Below are 22166 nucleotides of genomic sequence, written 5' to 3' on the forward strand. Positions count from 1 at the left end.
TTCGCTGTCCCGAAAGATCACGAACGACCGTTGTCACGGTGAGCACTGAAAGGAGATCACGTGACCGACCCCGGCACGCCGTCTCCGTCCACCGCCCCCACGACGACGGCGGCACCGACGGACACGCCCACGGCGACCCCGTCCCCGACCGACACCGCGCCGCCGACGTCACAGCCGCCCACCTCGCAGCCGCCGACGACGCGACCCCCGACGTCCGCGCCGCCCACCTCGCAGCCCCCGACCTCCCAGCCGCCGACGTCACAGCCTCCGGCGTCCTCGTCGCCGTCGGCGTCGCCGACCTCGCGTCCGTCGGATCGGCCGTCGCCGGGGCCTTACGGCCACTCGCCGACGATCTATACGCCCACCCCGCACATCCCCGGCTCGCGGTCCGGCGGCGGAGCGTCCGGAGGCGACTCCGGGCCGGACGGCCGTACGAGGGTGCACTGGGGCGGGGATGAGCAGGGAAGCCTGCCGAGAGCCGCGTCGGGTTTCGGGCACGAGGCCGTCGACCTGCCCGTGGACGTGAACAACCTGCTGATCGCGATCGCCGACCTCGGTGACTTCGTCGGCGGAGACGACATCGGCAAGAAGTTCCGCAGCGGATACGACCGGGCGGTGGCCAACGCGGTCGGCTACGTCGGCGCTCTGTCCACCGTCTACGCGCAGGTCTCGACGAACCTGACGAACATGGCCGCCAACATGCGGGACGCCGAGTGGGCCGGCACGATCGCCCTGCCCAAGGTCGGTGACGGCCCCGAGTTCTCCGCGTCCGACGGCACGCTGACACCCTGAGCGCCGATCCACCTGCACAATTCTCGACCGGTAAAGTAGACAATATGACCATGCCCGACCCCGAGGACCCGTCCGCCCCGCATCTCGACGCGGGGATGCGGCGGATCCTCACGGACTTCGAGTCCGAGATGGAGCCGCTGCGCGCCCTGCGGCAGGAGATGGCCGAGCTCCGCGGAAAGGGCGAGGCCGCCGGCGGCCAGGTCACGGTCGAGGTCACCGCGGCCGGCGTGCTGACCGGCGTGGAGTTCGGTCCGCGAGCGCTGCGCCTGGACCGGCAGGCGCTGTCGGCTGCGATCCTCGAGGCCTCCGGGAAGGCCGTCGAGGACGCCACGACGCGACTGGCCGAGCTGATGGGCGAAGGGATGGCCCCCTTCATCGAGGAGGCCGACCGCTTCCTCGACGGGCTCGCGTGACCCCTCGGATCGACCTCCCGGCCTACCGGCGCCAGCCCTTGCCCTGCTGAGCCGTGGCGACGCCGAACTTGCCGATCATCTGCTGCCAGGTGGGCAGCAGGCCGGCCGGGTCATCGATGAGCGCGCCCGGATCGTTCTCGAAGTTCGAGGTCGTCGTGAACACGCTGGACCCGAAGACGTACCAGAAGTACTTCTGGACGACCTTGTTGCGCACCACCCATTCCGGATCGCCGCCGGGGCCCATCACCTTCTTCTGGAAGACGGCCCTGTCGAACTGCTTGAACCCCGGATTCGCCGGATCCATGCTGTAGAAGGCCATCGCGGCCAGGAAGTTCTTCCCCATCCGCTCCAGGTGCTCGCTCACCGGGCCTTGGTCGTCATCCCACGCCAGCTTCACGAGGTCGGTGATGCCCTCGTCGGCCACGGCGTAGAGCGTGCTGCCCAGGACGTACTCCAGCAGCCTGAGGACCGCCTTGGCCTGGATCCGCCGCGCAGCCCGCCGCAGGATCCACATGTACGTGCCGCCGAGCTCGGCCCAGACGCCGAACATCAGGGACTCGGCCCACGAGATGATGGCCATCTCCCAGAGCGTCTTCCGCGTCCGGTCCAGATGCGCGGCATAGTCGTCCATCGCCTTGGCGAGTTTCGTCGCGTAGGCGGCGACCTGCGGCGGGTACGGCGCCAGGTCCTCGTTCCAGAATTTCCGGTACTCATCGATCGCGTGACCGCCGTTCACGGTCAGCGCCGCCCGGGCGGCTCCCTGAACCTGACTCAGGCCTTCGTCGACACGACCACCGATCCGCCTCCAGATCTGCGCCGCCTCCCGGATCTTCTCCGGGTCCCCCTCCGGCAACTGCACCAACAGCATCAGACCGACGAATGCGGAGGAATAAGCACCTCCGATGGCGAAGCCCTGCGGGCGCGTCAGGTTCAGTGTCACAACGCCCAAACCTACCATAGTGGTAGGAAATAGGTCAGAGCATTACTATGTGGCGGCCCCCAATATTGGGCCGGAACAAATTGTAAAAAGTGTGTTAACAACAGACTCCGGAGGTCGTATGGCGCCCACCGATTCGCCGTCACCGACCGCCTCGTCGTCACCGAGCGAGCCACCCTCGCCGACGGCGACGCCCTCCCCCACCCCCGCACCCTCACCCTCGCCGTCCCCCACCGCCGCACCGTCGCATTCGCCGACCGGATCGCCCCGGCCGTCTCCCACCACGAACGGCCCGGCGCCCTCCGCCTCGTACCCGACGATCGGGACCGGGCGCTCGACCGCACCGCGCCCCGGGTCGACGCCGCCCGCCTCGTCGACACCGCCGACCTCCGGCAGGGCGCGCGGCGACTTCGACAATCTCCGGACATGCGCGGGCAGGTTCCGCAATGAGTCCATCGACCTCGTCGACGACGTGCGGAACCACTTCAATCAGCTCGCCGGCCTGGGCGACTTCATCGGCACCGACGACTCGGCCAGGCATTTCAAAGAGGGCTACGCGAAGGCCGCGCAGAACGCGACCGCGATGATCAACGCGCTGGCGAGCATCTTCAGCACCCGCGCGCACGATCCGAAGGACCTGCTCGAACCGCCGGTCGAGAATCCCGCCCCCTTGCCGGCCCCACCCGGCAGCGACAAGGCCGGAGTCGCCGAACGCCTGGACGGCATGGCCGCGACCGGGCAGGCCACGGAATGGGCGCTCACGATCCCGACCGGAGATCCGGCCGATCCCCTCACGTCACGCCCGGGCGGCTGACGCGCCCCCGCCGCTGAGAACACGGCACGGCCGCCGGGGATCGCCCTGGCGGCCGCTCGCCTGCGCGCCGGTCCCGCACGCGCGCGGACGGGGTCAGCCGGCCGTCTTGACCTGCGCGGGGTGGACGCCGATTCGAGTGCCGTGAATGAGGGACTTCTCGAACATCATTGTCCAGAGCTTGTCGGAGTCGGTGAAGTTGCTCCAGTCGCCCGTCTGCGCGTCCATCGCCACGCTGTAGGCGAGCGAGCCGCTCATCCGCCCCGCGAATCCGGCCAGGGCGGGCTTCCACGCCGCGGAGCCGCGCCACGCGGGATTGCCCCGGTCGAAGTACTTGCCGTACGGCTGGCGCCCCGCGCCCTCCATCGTCAGGTCGAACACCGCGTTCGCCACGAACGCCTGCCCGGCCTGGGTCAGGTTGGTCTTCAGGTCGGCCGGGTCGAAGCCGGCGACGTCGGTCATCGTCGTGTCGTCGATCCCGAGGACCTTCGCTCCGCCGACGAGAAAGACGTACTGAAGCTCCTGCTGCATGGCCGCCCACATGACCGAGTCGATGGCGGCGTACCAGAGCATGCGTTCGATGAGCTGGTGGGAGAGCGCCTCGACGAACGCCCGGATGAACGCCCGCCAGAGGGCGTCTTCGAGCCGTGCCTGGAACACCAGCCGGGCGATGGTGGCCTCGGTCGCCAGGAAGCCCGCGCCGCCCGTCGCCCAGCCGTACCAGACGCAGAACGCGACGTTGGCCACCATGCTCGCCTCGAGGAGCCGCAGCGCCTTGACGTGCTTGTTCAGCTCGTTCCCGTAGGTGTCACAGTGGTCGCCGATCTCCGCGATGCCACCGGACAACCGTTCGAGATAGGGCACCAGTTTCTCGGTGCAGAATGCGTCGAATCCCTCGGCGGCGGGGCCGATGTTCGCGTCCCGCATCAGCGCGCGAATGCTCCTGATCGCGGTCTCGGAGGACTTGACGCGCTGGGCGACCCCGCGCCAATGGTCGGCCGCCTGATGACAGGCGCCCGGATCGCCGTCGGGCATCTTGACCGTGGCCAGCCTGAAGAGAAGGTCGCCCGCCGCGGCGAACCCCATGAGGCCGCCGAGCTTCAACGCCATCAAAAGCCTCGCTCGGACGTCGTCGAAGCAGGCAGGAAACGTCGCATGAGCTTCTCCCGAAGCGTCGCACCAGGACGGACTTACTCGAGGGTAACCGGACGCCGAGCCGGCATCTCCGGCCGAAATGAGGAATTAACGAGGACGAAAAAAGAGGAACGATCGGCGCGTCAACCCGCCGCCGTACGCGGAATCACTCGATGCCCATCGTCTTGCGGGCCTCCTTGAGCGCGGCCAGCACCTGCTCGACGTCCGAGCCGCCGAAGGAGGAGCCCGCGGCGGCGTCGCCCAGCCGCCCGGATCCCTGCATCAGCTCGGTGATCAGCGGCCGCATCATCTCCTCGGCGCGCGCGGAGATGTCCTTGGCCGCTTCCCTCGCCGCGGTGAGGATCTCCTCGGCGAGCTGCCCCGAGCCGAGGCGCATGGCGCGGGGGTCGATCGTCAGCCCCACGAGAGCGCCGTTGTGCGCGACCTCCACTTTTACGCGTCCGTCCGCGCCCTCGCCCTTGCCGCGCATGTCCGCCATGGTGCGCTGCATCTCCGCCAGCTTCTCGTTCTGCTCGGTGACGGTGGCGAGCAGGCTTTCGATCGACTCACGGGGGTCGCCGAACGTCGACGTCATTCACGCTCCTAGTGATGGTTCACCAGGTGTTCACCTTAGCGGCTGTAAGGGCGTTTGTGACTAAGTGTCCTGTTCGGTACGCGGAGTGGTCCGCCGTCCGGGTCGCCATTTGCGCCGCCGGCCCATCGGGATGAGAACACCGCCCGCGACGACCAGCGCACAGGCCACCAGGGCGCCTCCGGCGAGCGTCATCGCGAGGGAGCGGGTCCGTTCGTCCCGGGGCCGCCGGTAGGCCACCCGGACCGGCTTGGGCTGTACCGCCGGCACGTGCGAGGCGGAGGCCCGACCCTCCGAGGGGAGGATGGCCGTCACCGCCTGCACGGGATCGACCATGCCCGCACCGGAGCCGGTGCCGACGGACCCGTCCGCCGTGGCCTCGATGCGGGCCTTGACCTGCTGCTGGCTGAGATCCGGGTGGTACGCGCGGACGAGCGCCGCCGTGCCGGAGACGTAGGCGGCGGCGTAACTGGTGCCCTCCAGGTCCTGGCGGAATCCGCCCGGCCACGTGCTGATCACGTCCTTGCCCGGGGCGCTCACGCTGACCCTCGTGACGGTGTTGGAGCTGTCGGCGATCGAGCCGTCCGAATCGAGCGAGCCGACACTGACGACTCCGGGGTACTCGGCGGGGTACGCCGGCCCCACCGTTCCCTTCTGCTCGTCGGTGACGTTTCCGGCCGACGCGACGACGACGACGTCGTGGGACAGGGCGTACTGGACGGCGGTGTGGAGCGCGATCGTGTCCGGCGCCTGAACCGAGACGTTGATGACCTCGGCGCCGAGGTCCACGGCCCTGCGGATGGCCTTGGGGAGGTTCGGGTCCGCCCCTTGGATCTGTGCCTGATTGGTGAACTTGACCGAGATGACGTGCGCGGCGGGGGCGACGCCGACGAACGGGATGTTCTGCGCGCGCAGGTCCTTGGCCGCGATGATCCCCGCGACGGCGGTGCCGTGACCGACGCAGTCGCCGGGCACGGTCTGGGTCACGTCGGCCGAGGTCACCCGCCCGGAGAGCTGGGCGTACCGGGCGTCGACTCCGCTGTCGACGACCGCGACGGAGACGCCGGCGCCCTGCGTCTGCTTCCACGCCCGGGTGAAGTCGAGTCGCTGCTGGCCCCAGCCCGCGGTCTTGATCGCGGGCAGGCCGAGGGTGGGATTACAGGTCACCACCGGCTTCGGGGTCGGCGACGGCTTCGGCGTCGTCGGCTTGGCGGTGACCGTGATCGACTTGGTGACCGTCGGCCGCGGCGACGTGGTCTTCCTCGTGGGGTGCGGAGTCGGTTTGTCCACGGCCAGAGCGGCCGGAACGACAGTGAGCGACGCGATGGCCAGGGCCCCGGCGACGGCGAGCCCCCCTGACTTCACAGCGCTCATGCGAACCCCATCCGACGTTTCCAGCGCGAAAACCTACCTGAACCGCAGTCCGCCCGCGACCGTCCGATACGAGGCCGAATCAGTCGTCCCCCGGACCATTACCGCGCCGGAACAATGCGGTAAAGGAAGGAACGTCAGCGCTCGCCAGCGATGAATAGCACCGAACGTTACGATTTGCCCATGTCAGCTCCCCCGCCGCCGGGTGACCGAACACGCCCGAGGCTCCGCGTCACCGCGGCGACCCTGGGGGCGTTCGGGCTGGTCATCGCGGTGGTCGCGGTGTTCGGCGGCCTGCGGGCCCAGTCGCACGCCCCCGCGAAGGGCGGCCCGGGCAAGACCTTCGACCAGGGACTGTTCACGGTCGACGTCCTCGACGCGCGAACCGGCCACGACAAGAACGCCTTCGGGGGCGGGCGGACGAAGGTCCTCGCCGTACGGATGCGCGTCGCCGTGAAGGACGTCCGGTCGCACTCGGTCTTCGAGTTCCTCGAAGGCGTGATGGCCGAGCCGAAGCCCGGATCGTACGTCGCGGCGGACAACGAGCTCACCACCGGCCTGATCGGCGGGCAGAAGACGTCCGAGATCCACCCCCGGCTGCCGATCGAGGTGCGGGCGGTCTGGAAGATCCCGGAGACCTCGGCGCCGACGACGGTGACCGTCGCCCTGCGGCAGTGGGTCTACAAGCACGGCTTCTTCGACTCCGCGTACTACTGGTACGCGGGCAAGGACTCCTCGTACGCCGCCAAGGTCGGGGTCTCCGTACAGGCGGGGGGATCATGACGGTCCTGAGACGGGTCGTCGCCGGCCTGGTCGCGGCCGCACTGCTGGGCGTCTCCATGTGGCTGACCCACGTCGCGCCGCACCTCGAGGCCCGGCTGCAGGACCCGATTCCGAACGGCGGCCGCGCCGGGAAGATCGTGAGCAACCGGGTGTTCAGCGTACGGGTCGACCGCGTCGACGTCGCCCGCTCCATCGTGACGCACACCGACATCGTCGATCCGAAGAAGAACGAGCGGATCACGACATCCGGCATCTTCGTCGTCGTGTACCTCTCGGTGCGGAGCAACCAGAGACCGGTCGGCCTCGGGCACGTGCGCCTGACGACGCACTCCGGGCTGCACTACGCCGAGAGCGGCCGCGACGGTCTCCTGACGAAGAACGAGGGAATCTTCGAGCCGATGCTCTGGGGCAACGCCTCGTACGTCTTCGAGATCCCGAAGGACCAGCTGAAGGGCGCGCATCTGATCGTCGGCCAGTCGGACTCACTGAACCAGCTCTCGGCCGAGGCCGACGTCGACCTGGGTCTCGACACCGGTTCGGCCGACCGGCTGCTCGCCCATCCCACGGACGACTACAAGCTCAGGGACGCCTGATGCCGGACCACCGACTTCCGCCGGACGGCCGGCCACCCGGCGCTCCGGACCCGCAGGGCCGGCCGCCTTCCTACGGACCGCCGCCCGAGGGCACGCCCGCCTACGGACGGCCGCCCGAGGGCACAGGCCCCTACGGACCACCGGCCGAGGGCACGACCTCCTACGGGCCGCCTTCCGAGACCGCAGGCCGGTACGGGCCGCCCACCGGGGGCACGGAACCGTACGGGCCGCCCGGCTCCCCGTACGGGCCGTCGGCGCAGGGCACGCCGTACGGGCCGCCCGGCTCCCCCGACGGGCCGTCGACGCAGGGCACGCCGTACGCGTCGCCGGCCTCGCCGTACGGGGCGCCGGGCCAGGGCGCGGGGCCGTATGGATCGCCCGTTCGGCCGTACGGGCCCGCGGACGGGGGTCCGGGGCCGTACGGGCCGGGCGAGGCGCCCGATCCGCTGGAGGAGACCCGCTCCGACCGGCCGCGGCGCGCCCCGCGGCGACGGCTCGGCCCCCGGGGCCGGCGGACGGCCGAGGCCGTCGCCCTGGCGATCCTGCTTCCGGCGCTGATCGTCACGCAGGTGACGGACGACCGCCACCAGAACGCCAACCGCGAACGGATCAGCACCGTGCCGCGCGGAGCGACGGTGACCATCGACCACATGCAATGGCGCCTGCTGGGCCGCGTCCCGTCCACCGGCCGGCCCACCGCATCCGGCGCCGTCTCCCTGGTGTTGCTGCTGGAGGTACGGCCGCTGGACGCTCAGGGGGTGAAGCAGGCCGAGCCGTTCAACCTCACGTTCCGCGTCCGCGACGGCAAGGGCCACCAGTGGAGCGCCGGCGAGGACGACCTGGGGGCGGCCAAGCCGGTCGTGGGCCGGGCCGCCCAGGTCAAGGTCACCGCGGTGGTTCCGCAGCAGGTCGTCGCGGCGGCCGTGCTGGAGCTGCGAGCAGCCCCGGCGCTGCAGCCGGGGCCGGGCGACTGGGTGCGGTTCGCGCACTGACCCGCGCCACGACGAGTTCGAAGGCCGCGGCCAGGAGGCAGACGCGCAGCACCTCCTGGACCAGGCCGACGCCGAGGCCGATCGAGTCCAGCCGGATGTTCCACCACGGCACCGGGTGCGGGCCGAGCAGCCGGTACACGCCGCGCTTCGCCAGGTCCCCGAGCGGATCGAGCGCGGCGTACAGCACGCAGAAGACGGCGAACGACAGGCCGCCGGCCCGGAACACCAGCCGGAACCCGTAGACCGCCGGCAGCCACTTCTCGCGGAGCTCGCGGGTCAGCACCTCGCGGGGGGTGTGCGGCTGGTAGATGCCGCTCGCGCGGGCCACCCCGCGCATGACCCGGTGCTCACCGATGATCTTCTCCTCGTCCTCCGCGTCGACTCCCAGGATCAGGCCCGCGATGACCAGCCAGATCAGGCTCGCGAGCACGCCGTCCTTGAAGTACGGCCAGACCGCGAAGACCTGGCCGAGCGCCGAGCCGAGCCAGCCCCACACCTGCCGGCCGGTGATCCAGCCGACGACGTCGCCGCGGACCTGGTCGACGGTGAAGATGCCGAACAGGGTCCAGTTGACCTCGCAGAACGCGACGAGGAGGCCGCCGAAGCCGGCCAGGCGAGGGGAGAGGAAGCGTTCGGAGACGTCCTTCAGGACGAAGAAGACGACGGTCGCCGCGATCGCGATGTAGAGGTGGTTCTGGAGGAGCATGAGCATCTTCATGGCGTCGAGCTGGCTGCCCAGGCCACCTTGCGCATATCCCCGGTCCGCCGCGGACTGCGCGAACGCCTGGGCGTCCTTGCCGAACCATCCCCACGCCAGGTAGAAGATCATGAAGGGGAAGACCGCGCGTCCGATGGCGCGCGCGATCCCCTCGTCCTCGTCCGCCGTCCAGGAGGCGAGGGACTCGTCGAGGTCCCGCTTCTTGATCGTGGGCAGGCCGTCCTTGACGCAGTGCACCATCGCGACCGTCGTCGCGACGGTCACGACCACGATGAGGCCCAGCACGATGATCGGCACGACCGGGTTGTGGACGAACCGGTAACCGGCGTAGAAGAGGGCGTACCGCAGCGTCTGTCCCACCGTGTACCACAGCGCCAGCGGAACGGCGAAGCGCCCGGCCAGGCGCAGCGTCCTCCACGGCAGCGTCAGCGGGGACACGGAGGACGCGGGCCCCGACGCCGGCCGCCGGGGCGCGGCACGGTGGCCGGACGGCCTGGTCATGCTTCTCCGTGGAGCGCGGCGTACTCCCGGTACATCCGGGCGAGGGCGAGCGGGCTCCGGCGCTGTTCGAGGTACTCCTCCAGCAGCCGGAACAGCGCCTCGACGGCCCGGCGTTCCTCCTCCGGGGACTGTGTCGGCGGGAGCTCCTCGTCCGCGCCGACGCCGAGCGCGATCCGGCGCACCAGCGCGGGCCAGCCGAGGCTGGTCGGGTGTCCCCAGCGGACGCTCAGCCACTCGGTGAAACCCCGGAGCACCCCACCGGCGTTACCCAGGTCCACCCCGGTCAGGAACGCGACATAGCCGTCGTAGGACCCACTGAGGTGGAACATCTGCGGCCTGGACCGGACGGCCGACAGCAGCTCATCGAGCCGGAACTCCATTACGTCCCCTAGAAACCGAAGTTGATCACGTCGTTGTACTCGAAGAACTGCTTGTACTCGTCGATGGGCACGCCCTCGCGCGGCGTGAACGCGTCGTACGCGCGCCCTTCGTGGATCACGGCGTAGTGGTGGCTCCATTCCGAGTGCTGCCCACGATACGGACCCATGACCGGGTACGGGGCGGCGTCGAACCGGCGCACCTCCCCGGCCCCGAGGCTGCGCTGGATCTTCTCGGCGACCGTCTTGCAGTCGCCGGGCCCGGTCGTGACCTTGTCCAGGCTCCGCGGCAGCCCTCGGACGCTGTGCGCCGGGTAGGGCATCAGCCCGTGGGGATCGATCCAGCGGGCCGGGTTGGCGACGTAGGCGTAGGGGTTCGGGGCGGCGGCCAGGCCCAGCGGGTCGCTCGTCAGGTAGCGCGCGTTGGCCGGGTCGTAGTGGCGGAAGTAGTTGTAGGCGAGCCCCGTCTCCCGGTCGTGGTACTGGCCCGCGAACCGCAGCGGACAGGTCACCGCGTCATGCGGCTCCGGCCCGCCCATCCCCCAGAGCGTGGCGCGCGCGTGCCAGGCCACCTCGCCGTCCGGGGCGACGAGTTCCGTCGGCGTGCCGGCGAGGTCGGTGACGATGGCGTGGAACTGCTCGTCGATCCATCGCTGCGGCGCCTCGGCCGCCCACGTACGCGCCGCCTGGATGATCGGCCGGTGGTCGCCGGGCAGGTGCTCCCAGACCGTCGTCCGGACGTCCGTGGCGCCTGAGGGCCGCCGGACGCCGTCCGCCTGCTCGGCGAGGACCGTGCCGTCCCAGACGAAGGCGGTCTCCTCGACGACCGTCCGCCCGTCCGGCCCGACGCGCCGCTTGCCGACGCGCCGGCCGAGGGCGTCGTAGAGATACCGCCACTCCGCGCCCTCCGGGGTCGTGACGGCGACGAGCCGATCCTCCGAATCCCAGGTGTAGCGCCAGGTGAGCGGCTTGGCGGACGGCCGCTTGTGCCGGCGGGCGACGACACGCCCCTCCGCGTCGTACTCGTACCGGATGTTCCCCGCCCGGCGCAGGAGCGTCCCGGCGTACTCCCGCCCGCCGACCGCGTCTCCGCCCGCCTCCGCCTGGTCCGGCGACGTGGGCCAGCCCGCCTCCGTGAGGTTGCCGGACGCGTCGTAGGCGTAACGCTCGTTCCAGGTGTCCGCGCGCACCGCGGTGACCCGGCCGGTCGCGCCCACGTCGAACCGGCGGTGGCCCAGAAGGCGGTCGGACACGTCGGTGAGGTGGCCGTCGGCACGATAGGCGTACGCGCGGTGCTGCAGGAGACGCGGCTCGCCCACTCCTGCGGGTCCGGCCGCCCCGACGGGTTCCGCCGGCCTGCCCGCGACGGTCCGCGGAGCGCCCCACAGGGTCTGCGCGCTCAGGCGGTGATCGGCGTCCCACCGCTGTTCGAGCAGGGCGCCGTCGCCGATGTAGCGCCGAGTCTCCCGCCCGGCCGCGTCGTAGGCGAACCGAAGGACCCGCTCGGCGGTCCGTACGGCGACCGGCCGGCCCGCCCGGTCGTAGCTCCAGAGGCTCTCGGTCCCGGACGGCGTGCGCCTGCGGACGCGGCGCCCCGCGGCGTCGTACTGCGACCACAGCGTGCGGCCGTTGCACACCTCGGCGGTGATCCGGCCCATCCGGTCCCGCTCGAAGCGGACGTCGGCGTCGGGATTGACCGCCCGGACGAGCCGTCCGGCCAGGTCGTAGGCGAAGGTCGCGGTGGCCCGGGGGCCCCGTCGTTCGGTGACGTTGCCGAGGAGGTCACGGACGTACCGGGTCGTCTCGCCCAGCGCGGTGACCCGGGTCACGAGCTGCCCGGCGGCGTCGTGGGCGTACCGGAGCTCGCGGCCGTTGAAGTCGGTCTCGGCCACGAGGTCGCCGGCAGGGTCGTACTCATAGCGCCAGACGAGACCCTGCTCGTTGGTCACGGCGGACAGCCGCAGCTCCGTGTCGTAGGCGAACTCCAGGCGCCCGCCGTCGGGATCGGTCCGCGCGGTCGTGTGGTCGAACGTCGACTCGAACCGCGTGACGTTCCCCAGGGCGTCGACGTGCCGGGCGAGGTTGCCCTCGGCGTCGTAGCTCCAGGTCTCGGTCGCGCCGCCGGGCAGGGTCCGTGAGGCCGGCCTGCCCTCCGGCGTCCACGTGAGGCGGGTGACGCCGCCGAGCGGATCGGTGATCGCCGAGACCCGGCCGAAGGGATCGTGGGCGTACCGCGTGGTGCCGCCCATCGGGTCCGTGATCTCGACCGGCAGGCCGGCGGCGTTGCCGGTGATCCGCGTGACGCCGCCCATCGGGTCGGTCACCGTGGCGAGGCAGCCGTGCTCGTCGTGGGTGTACCGGGTCGTCGCGCCCAGCGGATCGGTCGCGGCGACGAGGTTGGCGCGCCCGTCGTAGGCGTACCGCCAGACCGCGCCGTCGGCCTCGGTGACCTCCGTCGGCCGGCCGGACGCGTCGTAGACGGCGCGGGTGCGGTTGCCGTCGGGACGGACGACCTCGGTGAGGTTCCCGGCCTCGTCGTAGCGGTACCGCGTCGTACGGCCCAGCGGGTCCGTGCGGGACAGGAGCCGATCGTTCCGGTCCCACTCCGACCGGGTCACCCGCCCCAGCGGATCGACCTCGGCGACGACCTGGCCCGCCTCGTTGAGGTGGTACACCGTCCGCTCGCCCAGCGAGTCGGTCACCGTCGTGGTCCGGCCGGCCACGTCGTAGGCGAGGGCGACGTTCAGGAAGCCGTCCCGGCCCTCACCCCGGACGCCACGGCCCTCGGCGTCATAGGCGTAGCGGTACCAGGCGCCGTTGCGGTCGATCCACTCGGTCAGCCGCCCCTGCGCGTCGTAGGAGAAGCGGAGCGGCTCGCCCGAGGAGTTGACGACCTCGGTCAGCCGCCCCTGCTCGTCGTAGCCGAAGCGGACCAGTACCGGATCGGCGTCCGGGCCGTCCCCCGTCCGCAGCCGCAGGGCGCGGACGCGCCCCGCGTCGACCTCGACGTCGACGGTGTACCCGCCCGAGTGCCGGACCGTCCGCAGGATCCCGGCCTCGTCCCGTTCGAAGTCGATCCGGTTGCCGTTGCGGTCGGTGATCGCGGTGATCGGCACGGTCCCGTACGGCCCCCGCGCGGGGAAGTGCGCCGTACGGCCGGTGAGGGGGTCGGTCACGGTGTACTCGCCGCCGGGCGTGACCGCGAGCGTTCGCAGGGGGCCGCGCTCCGGCCGCACCGGCGTGCCGGGCGCCGGAGCCGGGAAGGTCAGCACCATCCCGTCCTCCGCCGCGAAGCACACGCCCTCGGAGTCGATCTCGATCCGCTGGTCCAGCGTGGACGCCCACGATGGTCCGAACAGCGAGCCGGCGCGGTAGGAGGACAGGTGCGTGCGTTCGAGAACCAGCGGCAGCACGCCGGGGAACTCCGCGTCGACCTGCCGCAGCACCACCTCGCCGCTCGCGACGTCGATCGGGTCCTTGGTCAGGACCCGCGCGAGGAACGCCCGCGCCCGCCCCGAGGCCTCGGCGCCCGCCCGGAGCGACCCCCGCACCGCGCGGCCGCTCGAACGCGCCGCGGTGACGAGGGCGCGCGAGGCCGGGCTGCGCAGGAAGGCGCCGATCGGGAAGAGCCGCCCGCCGGCCACCTTCATGACGGTCTTCCCGACCGCCCGCGATCCCGCGCTCACTCGAACCCTCCGAACATGACGTCACCACCTCGTACCGCGCGACACCGGCCCCGAGCGCCGTCCGGGACGGCGCCGCGCCGTGCCGTCAGCCGAGGACCTGGTACGCCGCCTGGTTGGTCGCGTAGTCGATCGCCTTGTTGGCGGCCTGCCTGATCATCGGCGCGGCCATGGCGCCGAACCCGCCGGTGAGGGCCGCCTCGGCCAGCGCAGCGGCGGTGAGGCCGTACTGGAAGAGGGTCACGCCCTTGTGGGCGAGGATGATGTTGCCCGCCACCTTGAGACCCGTGCCCATGACGTGCGTGCCGGTCGAGGCGTCCACCAGGTTGCGATGTGCTCCCTGAGGGTCCTCGAACTTCTGGTGGAAGGCGGCGATGTCGTCACCCTGGCCGGTGGCGACGGCACGGGTCTTGTGGTCCTGGCCCTCGGCCAGGATCCCCTTGTTCGTCGCTGCGTACTGCTCGCAGTCGTCCCCCATCCGATGGCAGTCATCGACCTTGCCGTTGTTGAGGGGCTTGCCGAGGAACAGCTCGATGGGCAGGAGATAGGAGGGAAGCTGGATGTCCATCAGCGCATCACACCTGGCGGTACTGGTCGCTCAGCTCGGTGGCCGCCTGCTCCGCGGCACCGTGCGTGGCGGCGTGCACCTGGAGCCCCGCCGGGTAGTCGGCCCACGCGGCGTGGTTCTCCTCGTGGCAGGAGGTGCAGGCGTCCTGCACGACCGGGGCGACGCTGTCGATCGCCTGACTGAGGCCGTTGTTGTTCCCCCAGGGCCGGCCGTACGAGGCGAGCCTGGCGACGAACCGCCGATGCTCCTCCTGCAACCGCTGGTGAACGTCAGCCATGCCCTGCGCGGAGCGTCGCAGCTGATCGCGGTCAACGTAGAGCTCGTTGCTCATCGCCCCTCCTGATCAGTCGAGCGGCCGGATGCCGGCCATGAAGTCGGTCATTTGACGCACGTAAGCGTCCAGGCGTGCCACTCCGAGCTCACGAAGTTCCGCGATCCGGCCGGTGATCCTCTCGGAGTCGGCGCCGGCCTCCTCCCGCCGGCGGCGGAGCTTGTCCGCCAGGTCGTCCAGCGCGGCGTTCACCGCGGTCGTGACGGCATCGGCCAGGTCGGGGGTCGAGCGCATGGCCCGCTCCCGAAGGTCCATCTCGACCAGGCGCGGGCCCGCGGCGCACGTCACCGAGATCCGTCCCGGCACGGCGCCCTGCCCGCGCAGCTCCTCCGTGTCCTCGTCGGGAACGCCGCCGATGGTCTCCAGGACGTCGATCAGCTGGTCGAACATGCCGGCGAAGTCCATGGTCGGGACGCTGGACGGCACCACCGCGTCGCCCCGCAGACCCTCGATGCTGCGCTGGACGGACGCGGTCGACTCCGCCATCCCCGCGCTCAGGTCGTCGCGCAGGCCGCGAAGCTGGCGGGCGAGCGCGCGCGGGTCGACCTGCGGCACCGCTCCGGCGGCCAGGAGGTCGGCGAACGCGGCGTTGACCGCCTCGGTCAGGTGGTCCGCCAGCTTCTCCGGGGATGAACGCAGCAGCCGGGGCTCGACGTCCAGGGAGATCATCCTGCCGTGGGTCACGACCGCGCGCACGCGCCCGTCCTCCGCCTCACCGACGCCCCGATCCGCCTCCCTCCCGGAGGCTGCGTTCACTGACTCGGACACGTCGACTCCCCCGGCGGACGAACGACACATTGATGACCGACGACATTCTAGAGTCGGTCAAGGCGCGGGTTGCCGTCGCGAGGGACCCGCGACGAAGCTGGAGGTCAGCAGTCACGCCCGGCTCGAAAGGTCGCCATGAACCCGCCGAAGATCACATCGCCGTTCATCACGAAGGTCACGTGGGGGCGCATCTGGGTGGACGGGCTCGGAGAGGCGCGCGACTACAAACTCTGGCCGGCGGGCGGACGGCCCTGGGACTGGGCCGAGACGGGAACGCACCATGTGCCGGGCATCCAGCCCGCCGACGTCGCGGAGCTGCTCGAACACGGCTGCGAGGCGGTGGTCCTGAGCCGGGGCATGGAGTGCCGCCTCCAGGTGCCCGCGGAGACCGTTCGCCACCTGGAGGACAAGGGCGTCGCGGTCCACATGGCGGAGACCACCGAGGCGGTCGCCCTCTACAACCGGCTGGCCGAGACCGTTCCGGTCGGCGGGCTGTTCCACTCGACCTGCTAGACCGCCGGCACCCGCCCTCACAGCCCGAACTCGACCGGCTGGATCGCCGTCACAGCCCGAGGCGGTCGGCGAACGCGTCGAAGTCGGGCGCGACCTCGACCCAGCCCGGCTCGGCGAGGTAGACCACTGCGGGAGACCCCGGGCGCCGATAGTCCAGGGCGAACATCTGGTCGGGGCCCAGCTCCCCGATCAGCAACGAGCGCGCCGGATCGATGTCCCCGGGCGGGTTCGCGGGATCGGGCCGGCAGACGTAGGCCGCGCGGCTCTCGGAATGCCACCCGCGGTTGACGCCGACGATGCTCGCCGCGCCGTAGAACGACGGGAAGTCCGCGGGCTCGGGGAACACTCTGCGCAGGACCGCGTCGTCGGGAGCCGTCCACCGGCCGCCGCTCAGCAGGAGGACCAGCCGGCGAGGCAGCAGCAGCCCCTCGACGGAGAGCGGGACGCCGTCGGTCTCGGTCATCGTGACCACACCCTTCTTCCGGTCGCCTGCGAGATCGCGTCCATCACCGCAGCGCGATACTCCTCCGGCGCCGCGATCGTGCCGTGGTAGTACTGGTTGACCGACCGTGAGCGCCAGCCGACGGCGAATCCGTCGTCCTCCGCGAACATCGTGAAGGCGACCTTCTTATCATCGCGGCCCCCGATGAGGCCCACCATCTTGTCCTCGATCTCCCCGTGGCCGCCGTACCGGTTGACGGCGTTGACCGGGGCGTCCATGGCCGCGGGATCGTCGACGCTGCGGAACGACATGAAGCGGCCCGACGCCGGGTGGTAGACACCGCTGAACGCGTCACCGGGACGCACATCGCGCAGCGTCTCCGGGTTCCGGAGCGCGGCGTCCTCCAGGTTCGAGAGGGAGTTCGCCGTCTCTGGCCTGAGCTGCGGCTCCGGCGGGGGCTGCACTCCGTGAGCCGCCTGATGCTGCCATTCGTGAGCCACTGGGGTCTGCCATTCGTGAAGCGTCTGGCTCGGCACCTGGTGAAGCGTCTGGCTCGGCACCTGGTGAACCGCTTGGTTCTCCACCCTGCCGGCGGCGGTTCTGGCGACCGAGGATTCCGCGGTCCGGTCCGCCGTCCGCAAGAAGCCCAGCACCGCCCGGAGAAAGCCACCACCAGCCGCCACCGACCATGCCCTCCAAACCTGACTTATCCCCGACCCGGAGAATAACGACGCGTCGGGCCGCGACCCGGTTCCTCCGCGGAATCGATGCGGACCACCGGACGCCGCCGCCCCGCGTACGGATCCCGAGGCGCCGGCGCCTCCCGGCAACACGACGGGCACGGCCCCCGTGGTGGGGTGGCCGTGCCCGTGGCAGTTGATCGTGTCAGGTCAGATGGCGACCTCAAGGGCGGCGATCTCGCCGACCTGGGCGGTCACCTGCGAGTCGACGCTGACGCCACCCGGGGCGAGCACGCGGATCGTCCAGTCGCCGGGCGCGGCGAAGAACCGGAAGACCCCCTCGTCGCTGGTGACGACCTCGCCGGTGAACTCACCGGTCGCGTCGAGCAGGCGCGCGTACGCACCGGACACCGGGGTGCCCTCGCGTACGACCGTGCCCTGGATGACCGCTTCGTTCGCGAGATCGACCGTGGCCGGCAGGCTCGCCGTCTGGGTCGGAGCTCCGCAACCGTCGCTCATTGTTCCTCCTTGCTGAGATGCGCGTCTTGGGCCGGCGAGCGGCTACTTGGCGTCGCCGAGCTCGATCGGCACGCCCACGAGCGAGCCGTACTCGGTCCAGGAGCCGTCGTAGTTCTTCACGTCCGGCAGGCCCAGCAGCTCGTGCAGGGCGAACCAGGTGTGCGACGAGCGCTCACCGATGCGGCAGTAGGCGATGGTCGGCTTCGACAGGTCGACGCCGGCGTCCTCGTAGAGCTTGCGCAGCTCCTCGTCGGACTTGAAGGTGCCGTCGTCGTTGGCGGCCTTCGACCACGGGATGTTGCGCGCGGTCGGGATGTGGCCACCCCGCTGCGCCTGCTCCTGCGGCAGGTGCGCCGGAGCGAGGAGCTTGCCGGAGAACTCGTCGGGCGAGCGCACGTCCACGAGGTTCTTGGTGCTGATCGCCTCGACGACCTCGTCGCGGAAGGCGCGGATCGTGTGGTCCTGCTCCTGGGCGACGTAGTTGGTCTTCGGGCGGGACGGGACGGCCTCGACGAGCTCGCGGGAGTCCAGCTCCCACTTCTTACGGCCGCCGTCGAGCAGCTTGACGTTCTGGTGGCCGTAGAGCCTGAAGTACCAGTACGCGTACGCGGCGAACCAGTTGTTGTTGCCGCCGTACAGGATGACGAGGTCGTCGTTGGCGATGCCCTTCTCGGAGAGAAGGTTCTCGAACCCGGTCTTGTCCACGAAGTCGCGGCGTACCGGGTCCTGCAGTTCGGTCTTCCAGTCGACACGGACGGCGCCACGGATGTGGCCCTTCTCGTAGGCGCTGGTGTCCTCGTCGACCTCGACGAGGACGACACCCGGGTCGTCGAGGTGAGCCTGCACCCAGTCGGCATCGACCAGGACGTCGGAGCGGCTCATGCGTGGTCCTCCTTGTGGAGTCGGCGGATCTTCTTCGGGTGTTGGTGGCATGGCCGTGGTCTGGACGAACCCGGCCTACGGTGCGGCCCGCCGTGGAGCGAGCCGCCGGATCAGCAGATAAGCCTCACATCCCAGGCAGAACCCGAAGGCCGCGTTGAGGAACGCCGCGATCAGCGCGAACGCCGTCGCGGTCATTCCCACCGCAGGGACCTTCAGGACATATCCGAGCACCCCCGTGAGGGCGAACGCCGCACCCACTCCCTGTGCGAAGCGGGGTGGCGCCTCCGGCTCGAACTCGCGCGGAGCGCCGAGCCGGGGGCGGACGAGTGCCTGGTAGATCAGGCCGTACGGGGCGTTGCGGAGCCCGAAGACGACTCCGACGACGAACACGACGGCCTGGGCCGCCAGTAGCAACCAACTGCCGGTCACGAGAACGACGACCAAGACGAAGGTGGTGAGGGCCGCGCCGAAACGCTGACCCCGTGGGTCGACCTGCATCGGCTGATGCTCCCGGTGACTGCGGTGGTGCGACGGGCTGGACGGGCTCAGATGCCTCAGGCCGCAGGACAGAGCGCGGTGGCGACGCGGCAGAAGTCGACCGCCCGTCGCTTCGTCAGCAACTCCGTCCAGGTACGCACGGACACGATGGTAAGCGCCGTCTCGCTCAACGTAAAACCCTGTCTCGGCCATCGAGACGTGAACCCTCTCCCATGGACGCCGCCGACCTGCGCGAACACCCAAGAAAAGGATCTTGGAACGCTGGGCGCGCCGGGTGGCGGAGGACTACGGGAAGCCCGGTGTGCGGAATCGGGGTCCGAGGGAAAACCGGGGCCGCTGAGAGGCGCGGGAATGCGCGGCGCCGCGCGTACCTTGAGAACCGGTGATGACCGGAATCTACGTCGCGGTGGCGGCGCTCCTCCTGGCCACGGTGTACGGCCTGATCTGGCGGCACCGGAACGGCGCCCTGCGCGCGCGGAAGGATGGTGACGTGGAACGTCTCGACGCCGCCGAGCTCGGCGCCGACCTCGGTGACCGGGCCACCCTGGTGCAGTTCTCCTCGGCGTTCTGCGCGCCGTGCCGCGCGACCCGGCGGGTCCTGGGCGAGGTGGCCGATATGGTCGAGGGCGTGACCCACGTCGAGATCGACGCGGAGGCGCACCTCGACCTCGTACGCCGGCTGAACGTCCTGCGCACCCCGACCGTGCTCGTGCTCGACGCGTCCGGCCGGATCGTACGCCGCGGCGCCGGACTGCCCCGCAAGGCCGACATCATCGCCGCCCTCGGCGAAGCGGTCGCCTGACAAGGCGGAGGCCTCCTGGCACGGTGAGGCGGGCGGTCGCGAGGCGATGCGACCTTCTGCCGCAGCGAGGCGGTCTTCCGCGGCCTCTCAGACCCGGATGCTGAGCAGCCGCCGGCCGTCGACGGTACGCACCTCGACCGCCGTGATCCGGTCCTTGGGGATCATGGACGATCCGGCGAACTCGGCGGAGCGCTCGTACTTCACCGCCCAGCCGCCCGCGATGTCACGCCGGCCGTCCCGGGCCACGGCCACCAGATGGCAGAGGGTCTCCGCCGGGGCGCCGCTGAGACGGACCGTGAACGCGGTCCCCCACTTCTCGGCCTGCATGGTGATCCGGGCGCTGATGCCGGTGGCGGCGTCCGTGGCCTGAACGGTCGTGACCCCGTTCGCCGTCGACCCCGGTGCGGGCGTCGTCGGACCCGGCGTCGGGGTGGCCGTGGGCGCGGCGACCGGCCGGGCCGTTCCGAGGTGGTGCCCCACGGCCACTCCCGCCCCTCCCGTCACCAGGGCGGCGGCCGCCGCGACCGCCAGCCACCGGCGGTTCCGGTGGCTCCGCGTCCGGTGCTCGGCGGCGGCGCGGGCGAGCACCGACTCCAGCAGCTCCGGCGGCGGGGCGCCGACCTGCGTGATCTGCTCCTCGGTCACCCGGCCCAGCAGAGCGGGCAGGCCCGCCAGGCCGGCCAGCTCGTCGCGGCACCGGCGGCAGTGGGCCAGGTGATCGTCGACCAGGGCACGTTCCGCGGGATCGATCGCGCCGAGGACGTACACCCCGAGCAGCGCCCGGAGATCGGCGCATCGGGCATGCGTCGTCATGGCGCCAACCCCCGTTCTTCCAATGCCAGTTTGAGCGCGCGCAGCGCGTAGTAGGTGCGGGACTTGACCGTCCCGGCCGGTATGCCCAGCACCGCCGCCGTCTCCGCCACCGAACGCCCTCGGTAGTACGTCTCGACCAGTACGGCGCGGTGCTCGGCGCTGAGGTCGGCGAGGGCCTCGGCGACGGTCCACGACTCGAGGGCGCGGTCGATGTCGTCGCTCGCGGGCAGGGCGGCGAGCGCCGCCTCGCCGGTCTCGGGCGGCCGTGACCGCCGCGACCGGTGGACGTCCACGGCGAGGTTGCGGGCGACCGTGAACAGCCAGGGGCGTACGGGACGGCCGACCAGCGCGCCGGGATGACGCCAGGCGCGCAGCAGCGTCTCCTGGACGATGTCCTCGGCCTGCTGGCGGTCGCCGGTCAGCCGCAGGACGTATCCCAGGAGCGGGCCGCCGTGCTCGGCGTACAGCGCGCGGAGCAGCCGCTCGTCCGCAGTGGGTCCCACACCCTCGACACGTACCGGGGCGCCGGATGGTTCACCGTCCTACGGCCCGGGTTCAGCGGACGTTGAGGCTGTCCAGTTTGACGTTCTGCGCGGTGGTCGACACACGCAGGCCGTCCGACTCGACCTTCACGTCGGTGATCCGCGTGTTCAGCGGGAGGCCGTTCACGGACATCGTGAAGCTGAACGCCTGGCGGACCAGGCCCAGCGGCACCGTCGTCCCGCCCGCCTTCACCGACTGCGGCACGACGCGGACGCTGCGCCCGGAGGGCTGCACGGACACCGTGGCCGTCACGGTCCGCGTGATGCCCAGGACGGTGTACGGGCCGCGCACCTGCAGGTCGGAACCTGCCGCCGAGACCTTCATGTCACGCGGCGCGGACTTGTTCACGTCGTCGTAGCCGACGGTGGCCGTGGACGTCGCGGTCTCCGCGACCATCTTGGAGGAGTCGCCGTGCATCGCGTCGGACATCGGCGCGGTGACGCCCTTGAGCGCGACCTTCGTGTCGGTGAGGTGGACCCCCTGCTGGGTGAGGTCCCCGACATTGATGTCGATCTCGTCGTACCGGCCGTCGATCGCCTGCGTCAGGAACGGGAAGCCCTTGATGGACACGTCGGGAGTGTGGTCGAGGCTGTACTGCGAGGCGACGTTCTTGGCGATCTCGTTCTGCGCCACCCTGCGCCCGACGATGTCGCCGGCGATGGCGATTCCGCCGAAGACGATCAGCAGAATCAGGCAGATAACGAACGCTTTTCGCATGTCTCCCCCGATCGGCGGTAGGCGATCACCTTACCGATGGCGCCACCCCGGCGTGGTCACACCGTGTGCTGAGATCGGCCGGCGCCGGGTCGCCCGGCGGGACCACACCGCCGCGGCGCCCCTCATCCGCCGGCGAACGGCGGCAGCACCTCGACCGTGCCGCCGTCGGGCAGTTCGACCGCCCCGGGGTCCCGCGTGCCGACCGGAGCGCCGTCCACCAGGAACGAGCTCCGGGCCAGGACGCGCCCGAACTCCGCGCCCCGATCGGCCGCGGCGGCCGTCAGGGCCTCCGCGAGCGTCGCGGCGTCATAGGGCTCCTCCGTGGTCCCGGCCGCCGCGCGCGCGGCGGCCCAGTACCTGATCAGGCCCTTGGCCATGGTCCCCCTTCCGTGG

General features: G+C 71.0%; 28 protein-coding genes. 8 read left to right on the forward strand and 20 right to left on the reverse strand.

The window, feature by feature from the left end:
• Nucleotides 1-60 precede the first annotated feature (60 nt).
• Nucleotides 61-792 carry a hypothetical protein gene (locus NE234_RS22440; RefSeq protein ID WP_252782461.1) on the forward strand — a complete coding sequence of 244 codons (732 nt, stop codon included), beginning with the start codon at nt 61-63 and terminating at the stop codon, nt 790-792.
• 44 nt (nt 793-836) lie between these two features.
• A complete protein-coding gene (locus NE234_RS22445) occupies nt 837-1205 on the forward strand; it encodes a YbaB/EbfC family nucleoid-associated protein (RefSeq protein WP_252782462.1) in 369 nt (122 codons plus the stop codon).
• A gap of 22 nt (nt 1206-1227) precedes the next feature.
• On the opposite strand, the gene NE234_RS22450 is transcribed toward NE234_RS22445, so the two are convergent.
• On the reverse strand, nt 1228-2154 hold the full coding sequence (locus NE234_RS22450) for a hypothetical protein (protein WP_252782463.1): 927 nt from the start codon (nt 2152-2154) through the stop codon (nt 1228-1230).
• Nucleotides 2155-2190: 36 nt separating this feature from the next.
• Nucleotides 2191-2598, reverse strand: coding sequence for a hypothetical protein (locus tag NE234_RS22455; RefSeq protein ID WP_252782464.1), 408 nt, complete (start codon nt 2596-2598; stop codon nt 2191-2193).
• A gap of 16 nt (nt 2599-2614) precedes the next feature.
• On the opposite strand from NE234_RS22455, the gene NE234_RS22460 reads away from it, so the two are divergent.
• On the forward strand, nt 2615-2956 hold the full coding sequence (locus NE234_RS22460) for a hypothetical protein (protein ID WP_252782465.1): 342 nt from the start codon (nt 2615-2617) through the stop codon (nt 2954-2956).
• 93 nt (nt 2957-3049) lie between these two features.
• Here the strand turns inward: NE234_RS22460 and NE234_RS22465 are convergent, their stop codons facing one another.
• The 3 genes from NE234_RS22465 to NE234_RS22475 form a co-directional block, all read right to left on the reverse strand.
• Nucleotides 3050-4063: a WXG100-like domain-containing protein gene (locus tag NE234_RS22465; protein WP_252782466.1), complete on the reverse strand. Its 1014-nt coding sequence runs from the start codon at nt 4061-4063 to the stop codon at nt 3050-3052.
• Between the two features lie 190 nt (nt 4064-4253).
• Nucleotides 4254-4682, reverse strand: a complete 429-nt coding sequence (locus tag NE234_RS22470; protein ID WP_252782467.1) for a YbaB/EbfC family nucleoid-associated protein — start codon at nt 4680-4682, stop codon at nt 4254-4256.
• Between the two features lie 60 nt (nt 4683-4742).
• The gene (locus NE234_RS22475) at nt 4743-6053 is read right to left on the reverse strand and encodes a S8 family serine peptidase (RefSeq protein WP_252782468.1); all 1311 of its coding nucleotides are present in this window, start codon (nt 6051-6053) and stop codon (nt 4743-4745) included.
• Between the two features lie 180 nt (nt 6054-6233).
• Between NE234_RS22475 and NE234_RS22480 the strand changes: the two genes are divergently transcribed.
• Genes NE234_RS22480 through NE234_RS22490 form a run of 3 tightly spaced genes read left to right on the forward strand, consistent with a single transcriptional unit; the run spans nt 6234 to nt 8418 of the window.
• Entirely contained in the window at nt 6234-6833 is a 600-nt protein-coding gene (locus NE234_RS22480) for a hypothetical protein (RefSeq protein WP_252782469.1), read from the forward strand.
• The gene (locus NE234_RS22485; protein ID WP_252782470.1) at nt 6830-7426 is read left to right on the forward strand and encodes a hypothetical protein; all 597 of its coding nucleotides are present in this window, start codon (nt 6830-6832) and stop codon (nt 7424-7426) included. The genes NE234_RS22480 and NE234_RS22485 overlap by 4 nt, the downstream gene beginning before the upstream one ends.
• Nucleotides 7426-8418: a hypothetical protein gene (locus NE234_RS22490; RefSeq protein ID WP_252782471.1), complete on the forward strand. Its 993-nt coding sequence runs from the start codon at nt 7426-7428 to the stop codon at nt 8416-8418. Before NE234_RS22485 ends, NE234_RS22490 begins: the two co-directional genes overlap by 1 nt.
• Here NE234_RS22490 and NE234_RS22495 read toward each other — a convergent pair.
• The 6 genes from NE234_RS22495 to NE234_RS22520 form a co-directional block, all read right to left on the reverse strand.
• Nucleotides 8312-9637, reverse strand: coding sequence for a hypothetical protein (locus NE234_RS22495; protein WP_252782472.1), 1326 nt, complete (start codon nt 9635-9637; stop codon nt 8312-8314). The two genes, NE234_RS22490 and NE234_RS22495, sit on opposite strands and share 107 nt — an antisense overlap.
• Entirely contained in the window at nt 9634-10017 is a 384-nt protein-coding gene (locus NE234_RS22500) for a hypothetical protein (RefSeq protein ID WP_252782473.1), read from the reverse strand. Before NE234_RS22500 ends, NE234_RS22495 begins: the two co-directional genes overlap by 4 nt.
• An 8-nt stretch (nt 10018-10025) precedes the next feature.
• Nucleotides 10026-13700, reverse strand: coding sequence for a DUF6531 domain-containing protein (locus NE234_RS22505; protein ID WP_252782474.1), 3675 nt, complete (start codon nt 13698-13700; stop codon nt 10026-10028).
• A gap of 85 nt (nt 13701-13785) precedes the next feature.
• The gene (locus NE234_RS22510; RefSeq protein ID WP_252782475.1) at nt 13786-14265 is read right to left on the reverse strand and encodes a hypothetical protein; all 480 of its coding nucleotides are present in this window, start codon (nt 14263-14265) and stop codon (nt 13786-13788) included.
• 7 nt (nt 14266-14272) lie between these two features.
• Nucleotides 14273-14596: a hypothetical protein gene (locus tag NE234_RS22515; RefSeq protein ID WP_252782476.1), complete on the reverse strand. Its 324-nt coding sequence runs from the start codon at nt 14594-14596 to the stop codon at nt 14273-14275.
• Nucleotides 14597-14608: 12 nt separating this feature from the next.
• Entirely contained in the window at nt 14609-15364 is a 756-nt protein-coding gene (locus tag NE234_RS22520; protein ID WP_252782477.1) for a YbaB/EbfC family nucleoid-associated protein, read from the reverse strand.
• 135 nt (nt 15365-15499) lie between these two features.
• Here NE234_RS22520 and NE234_RS22525 point away from each other — a divergent pair, with 135 nt between their 5' ends.
• The gene (locus NE234_RS22525; RefSeq protein ID WP_252782478.1) at nt 15500-15877 is read left to right on the forward strand and encodes an Mth938-like domain-containing protein; all 378 of its coding nucleotides are present in this window, start codon (nt 15500-15502) and stop codon (nt 15875-15877) included.
• 49 nt (nt 15878-15926) lie between these two features.
• On the opposite strand, the gene NE234_RS22530 is transcribed toward NE234_RS22525, so the two are convergent.
• The 5 genes from NE234_RS22530 to NE234_RS22550 form a co-directional block, all read right to left on the reverse strand.
• Nucleotides 15927-16340: an SMI1/KNR4 family protein gene (locus NE234_RS22530; protein ID WP_252782479.1), complete on the reverse strand. Its 414-nt coding sequence runs from the start codon at nt 16338-16340 to the stop codon at nt 15927-15929.
• A complete protein-coding gene (locus NE234_RS22535) occupies nt 16337-16783 on the reverse strand; it encodes a hypothetical protein (RefSeq protein WP_252782480.1) in 447 nt (148 codons plus the stop codon). Before NE234_RS22535 ends, NE234_RS22530 begins: the two co-directional genes overlap by 4 nt.
• A 426-nt stretch (nt 16784-17209) precedes the next feature.
• On the reverse strand, nt 17210-17518 hold the full coding sequence (locus NE234_RS22540) for a DUF1416 domain-containing protein (RefSeq protein ID WP_252782481.1): 309 nt from the start codon (nt 17516-17518) through the stop codon (nt 17210-17212).
• Between the two features lie 42 nt (nt 17519-17560).
• Nucleotides 17561-18400, reverse strand: coding sequence for a sulfurtransferase (locus tag NE234_RS22545; protein ID WP_252782482.1), 840 nt, complete (start codon nt 18398-18400; stop codon nt 17561-17563).
• Between the two features lie 75 nt (nt 18401-18475).
• A complete protein-coding gene (locus tag NE234_RS22550) occupies nt 18476-18898 on the reverse strand; it encodes a DUF4395 domain-containing protein (protein ID WP_252782483.1) in 423 nt (140 codons plus the stop codon).
• A gap of 490 nt (nt 18899-19388) precedes the next feature.
• Between NE234_RS22550 and NE234_RS22555 the strand changes: the two genes are divergently transcribed.
• Nucleotides 19389-19700: a TlpA family protein disulfide reductase gene (locus tag NE234_RS22555; protein ID WP_252782678.1), complete on the forward strand. Its 312-nt coding sequence runs from the start codon at nt 19389-19391 to the stop codon at nt 19698-19700.
• 87 nt (nt 19701-19787) lie between these two features.
• Here NE234_RS22555 and NE234_RS22560 read toward each other — a convergent pair whose 3' ends face one another.
• The 4 genes from NE234_RS22560 to NE234_RS22575 all read right to left on the reverse strand — a co-directional run bounded on the left by NE234_RS22560 (nt 19788) and on the right by NE234_RS22575 (nt 22150).
• Nucleotides 19788-20513, reverse strand: a complete 726-nt coding sequence (locus NE234_RS22560) for an anti-sigma factor family protein (RefSeq protein ID WP_252782484.1) — start codon at nt 20511-20513, stop codon at nt 19788-19790.
• Nucleotides 20510-21016, reverse strand: a complete 507-nt coding sequence (locus NE234_RS22565; RefSeq protein WP_252782485.1) for a sigma-70 family RNA polymerase sigma factor — start codon at nt 21014-21016, stop codon at nt 20510-20512. Before NE234_RS22565 ends, NE234_RS22560 begins: the two co-directional genes overlap by 4 nt.
• A gap of 52 nt (nt 21017-21068) precedes the next feature.
• A complete protein-coding gene (locus NE234_RS22570; RefSeq protein WP_252782486.1) occupies nt 21069-21773 on the reverse strand; it encodes an LmeA family phospholipid-binding protein in 705 nt (234 codons plus the stop codon).
• A 122-nt stretch (nt 21774-21895) separates the two neighbouring features.
• Nucleotides 21896-22150 carry a MoaD/ThiS family protein gene (locus NE234_RS22575; protein ID WP_252782487.1) on the reverse strand — a complete coding sequence of 85 codons (255 nt, stop codon included), beginning with the start codon at nt 22148-22150 and terminating at the stop codon, nt 21896-21898.
• Nucleotides 22151-22166 lie beyond the last annotated feature (16 nt).

The sequence above is a fragment of the Actinoallomurus rhizosphaericola genome, from assembly GCF_024055675.1.
GTDB classification, from domain to species: Bacteria; Actinomycetota; Actinomycetes; order Streptosporangiales; family Streptosporangiaceae; genus Actinoallomurus; species Actinoallomurus soli.